Source organism: Thermosulfurimonas sp. (genome assembly GCF_015491435.1).
Lineage (GTDB): Bacteria > Desulfobacterota > Thermodesulfobacteria > Thermodesulfobacteriales > Thermodesulfobacteriaceae > Thermosulfurimonas_A.
This window is the reverse complement of sequence record NZ_WFVX01000073.1, coordinates 1-6512: the sequence shown is the minus strand read 5'-3', so window position 1 is coordinate 6512 and position 6512 is coordinate 1. Positions and strand designations below refer to the sequence as shown.

The following is a 6512-nucleotide window of genomic DNA, read 5'->3' as shown; positions in this document are numbered from 1 at the left end:
CTCCACCCCCTCCCGGGAAAGGATCAGGGTTTTAACCAATTCCGGGTCTCCGGAGGCATGAACCAGACGCAGGATGAGGGGATGGGCCTCCGGAGGAAAGGGGGAAAGGTCGATAAGCTCCCGGATGAGCTCCATGCTTCGGGATTCTATCTCATCCGGGGGAGGCCCCTCGCTTAAGGCCGAAAGCAGGGCAGGAAAGGGATCCTCTTCATAAAAGACGACCTCGGGGCTTGGGACTCCGGAAAGGAGGTCCTTTACCCGTTTCCGGAATTCCTCGGGACCGATTATCGAAAGGAAGACGCGATCTTTGCCCTGTTTCCTTCGCTCCTTAAGGCGCGAAAGGATTTCTTCCTCGGAGACGATTTCCCAGGGCCCCTTCAGGGGGTAAAAAAAGCCTCTTTTTTCCTTCGGGACCACCAAAAGGATATTCCTTTCCATAAGTCGCATCATTATATCTCTTGGTTGACCGCCTGTCCTCTCCGATATAGAGTTGGGAATATGTTCAATGTCTTCAAGTATTACGACATCTTCCGGGAGAAATTCGGGGAGGAGGCGGCCATAAGCCTCCTTAAGGCCCTTTCTGAGATCTACGAAAGTCTGGCTCAGACCGTAACCAAAGAGGAGTTCAATGAACTCAAGGAGATCGTTCGCGAGCAGGGAGAAAATTTAAAGGTCCTCACCCAGCGTGTGGATCAGCTTACCCAACGAGTGGATCAGCTCACCCAGCGTGTGGATCAGCTCACTGAGGATGTGCGGCGGCTTACCGGAGAGATGGGGAGGATGAAGGAAGAAATGCGGGAGATCCGGAAACAGGTAGGGGGGTTGAGTATCACCGTGGGCTATACCCTGGAAAACCAGGCCTTCAAGGGGTTACCCGAGCTTTTGAAGCGCGATTACGGGCTGGAGGTGGTTGAGCCTCTGCGACGCACCTTTGTCCGTGACGAAAAGGGCCGGGAGCTGGAGGTGAATATCTACGGCACAGCCCGGAGAAACGGGGAGAAGCTGGTCATTCTGGGGGAGGCCAAGGCCCAGCTCTCCAAAAACGATGTGGATCGTTTCCTGCGGCGCAAGGTGAAACCCCTGGAAAGAGTCTTTCCGGAAAGATTCCTGGTCCTGGTCACCCACATGGTCACCTCCTCGGAAGTAGAGGAATACGCCCGGAAAAAGGGGGTGGCCCTCTACTATTCCTATCAATTCTAAGGAATGTCCTCGGTCGAAAGGAGACGCTTGAGGCGGTACCTTCTTCTCTTCGGGTTGTTTTTTCTTCTGGTGTTCTTCCTTTCTCTTTCCCACGGAGCGGTTCCGGTGGATCTCTTTCACCCGGATGAGCTTTCCCGTAGGATCCTCCTTGAGGTACGTCTTCCCCGGGTCCTGCTGGCCGCCTTATCCGGAGCTTCTCTGTCCCTGGCCGGGCTCTACTTTCAGTATGTGATGCAGAATCCGCTGGCGGATTCCTTCACCACCGGGGCCTCGGCCTCGGCGGCCCTGGGAGCGGTGCTGGCCCTGCTCTTTTTCGGGGAAACCTGGGTCCTTCCGTCGGCCCTGTTTCTGGCCTTTCTGGGTTTGGTTGCGGTCCTGCGGATAGCCTCCCTCCGGGGGCGTCTCCTTCCGGTGACCATGTTGCTCGCCGGGATCGTGGTTAATACCTTTGCTTCGGCTTCCATTAGTCTTCTTAAGTTTCTGGCCCAGGAATCCGTGGCTTCTCTGGTCTTCTGGCTCATGGGAGGATTCCAGAACGCCACCTATCTTCGATGTGCCGGGCTGGCCGCGATCCTTTTCGGGGCGTGTTTTTACGGTCTGTATCGGGCCCCGGCACTGGATCTTACCGCTTTCGACGATGAAACCGCCCGGGCCAGCGGGGTTCCCCTTTATCGGCTCCGACGCGAACTTCTCTTTCTGGGGGCCCTGCTCACCGCCGTGACCGTTTCTTTTTCCGGAATTATCGGGTTTGTGGGTCTTATTGTTCCCCATCTTCTACGCCTGGCGGGTTTTCTTAGAGCGGAAATGCTCCTCCCCCTGAGCCTTCTTTTCGGAGCCTCCTTCCTGGTGCTGGCCGATCTGCTTTCGCGGGTGCTTTTATCTCAGGGGCAGGAACTTCCGGTGGGAGTTCTTACCTCGGCCCTGGGAGGATTGTTCTTCCTCTATCTTCTGGTCAAACGACGCCGGGAGCTTTATGAACTGGTTTAAGGTAAGGGATCTCCGGGTGGAACAGGGCGGTTTTCGGCTTCGGGTTCCGGAGCTGGATCTTGCCGGCGGGGAAATGGTGGCTGTCCTCGGTCCCAACGGGAGCGGGAAATCCACCCTGCTCAGGGCCCTGGCGGGCTTGATCTCCTACCAGGGGGAAATTTTCCTGGCCGGAAGGCCCCTTTCCCAAGTGCCGGAGAAGGAGCGTTTTCGGCTGGTGAGTTATCTCCCCCAGAGCGCTCATCTGGGACTTCCCTTCGAGGTCTATTACGTGGTCCTTACCGGTCGTTATCCCTTGCTTGCCGGGCGTGGATATTCCGCTTCGGATTTCCAGGCCGTGGAGAGGCTGCTGGATCTCCTGGATCTGGTTCAGCTTCGTTTGCGGCTCTTCGGAGAGCTTTCCGGGGGTGAGAGACAGCGGGTGCTTCTGGCCCGGGCCCTGGCCCGGGAGGCCCCGGTGCTCCTTCTGGACGAACCTCTGGCTGCCCTGGATCTCCATCATCAGCACCGGATAATGCGCTATCTCGGGGATTACGTACGCCAAAGGAATGGCCTGGTCCTGGCGGTGCTGCACGATCTGGCCCTGGCGTTAAAGTATTTCCGGCGTTTTCTCCTCCTCCGGAGGGGGTATCTTTACGGAGACGTGGGGGTCGAGGAGCTTTCTCCGGACCTCCTTAGCCGGGTTATGGGGGTACGGATAGAATTCGTACCCTGGGAAAACGAACGCCTGGTGAGGGTAAAGGGATGAAGAAGAGTCTTTTCTGGCTCCTCTTGGGGATGCTTTTTTTCTGGGGAATTTCGGCTCAGGCCGCAAGGATCGTGGTCCTTTATCCTGCGGCCAGTTCGGTGCTTCGGGCTCTGGGGGTCTCGGAGAAAGAAGTGGTGGGAGCTACCCGTCACGATAGCACCTGGCCCCGGGCGGTGAAGGTAGGCTCACATCTGAGACCCAACTTCGAACTTATTCGGGCCCTTCGCCCGGATCTGGTGATCGTGGGTTCCCGCAGGGCCTTTCCGGACCAGGCCGCCCGGCGTCTGGGTGTCCCGGTATTTCGATACGATCCTCGCACCCTTTCCGGATTGCTGGAGGAGATCCTGGCCCTGGGAAGGGTCCTTCACAAGGAGGACCAGGCCCGGGACCTGGTAAGCGAACTCCGGGAACGTCTCAGGAGGCTGAAACCGATTTACCCACCGGTAACCGTGATCTACGAGGTGAGCGCCTTTCCCCTTCGGGTAGCGGGGAGCCGGAGCATTGTCTCCGATCTCCTTCGGGTCGCCGGCGGGAGGAATCTTATTCGGATTCCCAAAAAACACGTGCTGATCTCCCCGGAAGAGGTCCTGGCCCTTTCCCCGGAAGTTTATATCTACCAGGTGGGTCCTATGAACCGGAACCCTCTTCCCCCTAAGAAAAGACCCTATTTTCGGGGACTCAGGAGCCGGGTCCTCCGGGTGAGGGAACTGCGCTTTGCCCGACCGGGTCTGAACATCTTCGAGGCCGCGGAAAGACTCAACGCATATTTCTACACCCTCCGGTATCACCCTGAGGCATTGACAGCTCCGGGGGACTCCTTACAATGAACCCATGGCTCTTCTCCGGGCGGATTTTCGATTGGAGCCGGCCTCCTGTTATGTGGATGCCCGGTGCCCGCGCTACAAGGTAATCGTTCCCGCGGAAACGGACCTTACCCCCCTCCTTCCCTATCTCAACGCCGCGGCCAAGGTCATGTACTACGATCCCGGCGAGCCGGCGCTGGTCTTTAAGTTTCAGGGCTTCAAGGTAGCGGTCCGCCGGGACAACGTCCAGATCGGTCCGGTTCCGGATGCCGAAGTAGGACGCAGGGCCAAGGAGAAGGTAGAGGAGTTTCTGGAGAAGGTCTGGGCGGAAAGAGAAAATATCACCCCCCGACACGATCCGCGAACCCTTCCCCCGCCGCTTGAGATCTATCGTCTCCTTCCGGGGACCAATTGTGGACGCTGCGGGGAATTAACCTGTATGGCTTTCGCCGTAAAGCTCTGTGCGCTTGAGGCCGAGCCTTCCGACTGCCGCCCTCTTTATGAAGAGCCGGAATTTTCCGAAAGGCGCCGGGAACTCGAGGCCTTCTTTTCCTAAACCACTTCCACCCTTACCGGCTCGCTGATCCAGGTTCCGTGAAGGTTACAGTTCTCCACGGCCTCAAGGGTGGTGGTTTTCTCCAGCCGTATCCGGAACACCGCTACCGGATCTGCCACCCCGCCCCGCGGAAACTCCATTCGGGCCAGGGGTTTACCGTCTCCGCGGAGCTCGATCCAGGTGATCCAGTGACCGGGGGTGGAGGGATGGGGAACCAGATACCCCACCCGTACCCGCACCTCGAACCACTCTCCGGATCGAACCCGCGAGGGAACCTCCACCCCGGGCACGTGTTTCTTTTCCAGCAGGGTGGGAGCCGCAGGATTTTGGAGTCGGTGGTAAACCGACTCGGCCCGTGCCACCCCCGCGCCACCCAGGGCCAATAAGGCCGCATACCTGAGAAAAGCTCTGCGCTCCATGAGGAAACCTCCGTGAAAGATATACCTCCTTTCAGTCTAGCGAAGCGGATAGCGGCTTGTAAAGCCCGCATCTTTTGTTAGGTTTGGAGGATGACTCTTTGAGCGGAGGCGGAAAATAATGAGCGAGACCGAGCGTATAAAAAGACAGATCCTTCGAGCCCTGAAACTCCGTCCCCAGACCTTCTGGGAGCTTATAAACCACCAGGACGGGCACCTGGCGGTTTTCTTTGAGGTCTTAAAGGATCTCCTTTCCGAGGGGCGCATCCTCTACCGGGACCATCGTTTTGAGCTCGCCGAAGACCCGGGCTTAAGGCCCCTTGCCGACACCCTGTGCCGCACCTGCGGGCTGGGGGTCGAGCTTTACGGTTTCTGGGAGGAGATTTACCGGAAATTCCTTGAGGCCACCCGCGGGCGCCCCCTTCCCACCAGCGACTATGATCAGGGCTTTGTGCGTCCGGTGGATACCGTGCGCCGGGTGGCCTACATCTATCAGCGGGGCGATCTTGAGGAGACCGAGATCTTTATCCTGGGAGACGACGATCTTCTCTCCGTGGCCATGGGGCTCACCCGTATGCCCCGCCGGGTGGTGGTGGTGGAGATAGACGAGCGCATCAACCGTTTCATCAAGGATTTTGCTAAGCAGGAGGGGCTCTCCTTCATCGAGGTCTATGACTACAACGTCATTGAGGCCCTGCCCGAGGATCTCAAAGGGGCCTTTGATGTCTTTGTGACCGATCCGGTGGAGACCAAAAAGGGGCTCAAGCTCTTCGTGGGCCGCTGTCTTGAGGCCCTGCGCGGTCCCGGGGCTGTGGGCTACATGGGCTTCACCCACCGGGAGGCCTCGCTCCGGAAGTGGTTCGAATTCGAAAAATTTATCCTCTCGGCCGGGCTGGTCGTAACCGACATCCTGCGCGATTTCGCCATCTATCCCGAGGCCGAAAACCGCTGGGAGCACTTCTACGAGACCTACGAGATCATGAAGAAACTGGATCTCCCGCTTCCGGAGGTGGACTGGTACAAGAGTTCCTTCGTGCGTTTTGAGGTGGTGGAGGGGCCGACGGTCCCGCCCTTTGATCCCCCGAAGGACCTCCGGGAGCTTTATTTTGACGAGGAATCCTGGGCCACGCCGCTTCCCTCCTATCTCAAGGACGCCTAAGGCGCACCCGCACGGCCTCGGCGTGGGCGAAAAGCCCCTCGGTCTCGGCCAGACGCACCACCTCCGGGCCCTCCCGGCGCAGGGCCGCGGGATCGTAAGCGATAAGACTCGTCTTCTTAAGAAAGACCGAGACCGAAAGGGCCGAGGCAAAGCGGGCCGCCCCTAGGGTGGGGAGCACGTGGTTGGGGCCGGCCACGTAATCACCCATCGCCTCCGGGGTGTGTCCCCCGAGAAAGACCGCCCCGGCGTTTTCGATCCGGGGAAGGAGGGAGAAGGGATCGGCGACCGAAAGCTCAAGGTGTTCCGGGGCGATGCGGTTGGCAAGGGAAAGGGCTTCGGAAAGATCCCGGGTGATCACGATTCCTCCCTGACGCCTTAAGGCTTCTTGAGCTATCTCGCGCCGGGGAAGGCGCAGGAGGGCCTGAGAGACCGCGCGCCGGACCTTACGGGCCAAGGCCATCGAAGGGGTAAGGAGCACCGCCGTGGCCAGAGGGTCGTGTTCGGCCTGGGCCAGAAGATCCCAGGCCAGATGCTCAGGGCTTGCGGACTCGTCGGCCACGATGAGGACCTCGCTCGGCCCGGCGACAAGATCCACCCCCACCTCCCCGTAAAGGAGTTTCTTGGCCACGGTGACATAGATGTTTCC

At 59.0% G+C, this 6512-nt stretch carries 9 protein-coding genes; 6 read left to right on the top strand and 3 right to left on the bottom strand.

Going from position 1 to position 6512, the window contains the following annotated elements:
- Nucleotides 1–438: precorrin-8X methylmutase (locus tag F8J34_RS03440; protein ID WP_297056554.1), on the bottom strand; the 438-nt coding region annotated here is incomplete at its 3' end.
- Nucleotides 439–498: 60 nt separating this feature from the next.
- Here F8J34_RS03440 and F8J34_RS03435 point away from each other — a divergent pair.
- Genes F8J34_RS03435 through F8J34_RS03415 form a run of 5 tightly spaced genes read left to right on the top strand, consistent with a single transcriptional unit; the run spans nt 499 to nt 4291 of the window.
- Entirely contained in the window at nt 499–1200 is a 702-nt protein-coding gene (locus F8J34_RS03435) for a hypothetical protein (protein ID WP_297056552.1), read from the top strand.
- A 27-nt stretch (nt 1201–1227) separates the two neighbouring features.
- Nucleotides 1228–2187 carry an iron ABC transporter permease gene (locus F8J34_RS03430; RefSeq protein WP_297056550.1) on the top strand — a complete coding sequence of 320 codons (960 nt, stop codon included), beginning with the start codon at nt 1228–1230 and terminating at the stop codon, nt 2185–2187.
- The gene (locus tag F8J34_RS03425; RefSeq protein WP_297056548.1) at nt 2174–2932 is read left to right on the top strand and encodes an ABC transporter ATP-binding protein; all 759 of its coding nucleotides are present in this window, start codon (nt 2174–2176) and stop codon (nt 2930–2932) included. The genes F8J34_RS03430 and F8J34_RS03425 overlap by 14 nt, the downstream gene beginning before the upstream one ends.
- A complete protein-coding gene (locus tag F8J34_RS03420) occupies nt 2929–3759 on the top strand; it encodes an ABC transporter substrate-binding protein (RefSeq protein WP_297056547.1) in 831 nt (276 codons plus the stop codon). The genes F8J34_RS03425 and F8J34_RS03420 overlap by 4 nt, the downstream gene beginning before the upstream one ends.
- A gap of 4 nt (nt 3760–3763) precedes the next feature.
- The gene (locus F8J34_RS03415) at nt 3764–4291 is read left to right on the top strand and encodes a (Fe-S)-binding protein (RefSeq protein ID WP_297056544.1); all 528 of its coding nucleotides are present in this window, start codon (nt 3764–3766) and stop codon (nt 4289–4291) included.
- Here the strand turns inward: F8J34_RS03415 and F8J34_RS03410 are convergent.
- Nucleotides 4288–4710, bottom strand: coding sequence for a class II SORL domain-containing protein (locus tag F8J34_RS03410; protein ID WP_297056542.1), 423 nt, complete (start codon nt 4708–4710; stop codon nt 4288–4290). The two genes, F8J34_RS03415 and F8J34_RS03410, sit on opposite strands and share 4 nt — an antisense overlap.
- Nucleotides 4711–4828: 118 nt before the next feature.
- On the opposite strand from F8J34_RS03410, the gene F8J34_RS03405 reads away from it, so the two are divergent.
- A complete protein-coding gene (locus F8J34_RS03405) occupies nt 4829–5866 on the top strand; it encodes a bis-aminopropyl spermidine synthase family protein (protein ID WP_297056540.1) in 1038 nt (345 codons plus the stop codon).
- On the opposite strand, the gene hisD is transcribed toward F8J34_RS03405, so the two are convergent.
- Nucleotides 5853–6512: histidinol dehydrogenase (gene hisD / locus F8J34_RS03400; RefSeq protein ID WP_297056538.1), on the bottom strand; the 660-nt coding region annotated here is incomplete at its 5' end. The genes F8J34_RS03405 and hisD overlap by 14 nt on opposite strands.

What these genes read in the sequence shown, in the direction of transcription:
- F8J34_RS03425 (WP_297056548.1), top strand. Translation starts at nt 2,174, where the DNA reads ATGAACTGGTTTAAGGTAAGGGATCTCCGGGTGGAACAGGGCGGTTTT.
- F8J34_RS03405 (WP_297056540.1), top strand. Translation starts at nt 4,829, where the DNA reads ATGAGCGAGACCGAGCGTATAAAAAGACAGATCCTTCGAGCCCTGAAA.
- F8J34_RS03410 (WP_297056542.1), bottom strand. Translation starts at nt 4,710, where the DNA reads ATGGAGCGCAGAGCTTTTCTCAGGTATGCGGCCTTATTGGCCCTGGGT.
- F8J34_RS03415 (WP_297056544.1), top strand. Translation starts at nt 3,764, where the DNA reads ATGGCTCTTCTCCGGGCGGATTTTCGATTGGAGCCGGCCTCCTGTTAT.
- F8J34_RS03420 (WP_297056547.1), top strand. Translation starts at nt 2,929, where the DNA reads ATGAAGAAGAGTCTTTTCTGGCTCCTCTTGGGGATGCTTTTTTTCTGG.
- F8J34_RS03435 (WP_297056552.1), top strand. Translation starts at nt 499, where the DNA reads ATGTTCAATGTCTTCAAGTATTACGACATCTTCCGGGAGAAATTCGGG.